This is a genomic window from Aliivibrio sp. 1S128 (assembly GCF_001691065.1).
Lineage (GTDB): Bacteria > Pseudomonadota > Gammaproteobacteria > Enterobacterales > Vibrionaceae > Aliivibrio.
Genome location: NZ_MAJV01000063.1, coordinates 1 through 301, shown reverse-complemented (window position 1 = coordinate 301; position 301 = coordinate 1). Strand labels below are relative to the sequence as shown.

The 301-nt window shown below is 34.9% G+C and carries 1 pseudogene; it reads left to right on the top strand.

The features are described 5' to 3' along the window. Nucleotides 1–159: 159 nt before the first annotated feature. Nucleotides 160–301, top strand: a pseudogene (locus tag A6E03_RS20465) (lysine transporter LysE); the annotation flags it as partial.

Here is a 301-nt window from a genome sequence, read left to right as displayed (position 1 = left end):
ATATATAAAATTATAACAAAGCAATCAACACGATGCTATTTACATTCGGCATTCGCGGTTTAGAGTATAATTGGTTTTGTAAGTCAGTCGTTCGCACGTGTTATTGCGGCGTTATATGCTTTTTTAAGCTCACAGCTTAATTTATTGGAATGGTAGGTAATGGAATATTTATTGGTTCTTCTTCATGTGGCTTTAATTTGGATGTTAGCTGTTGCTACTCCTGGTGCTAATGTACTTTTAACGATTAACACTGCACTTAATTATGACCGTAAAATTGCGGTTTTTTCTGCTTTCGGTGTTA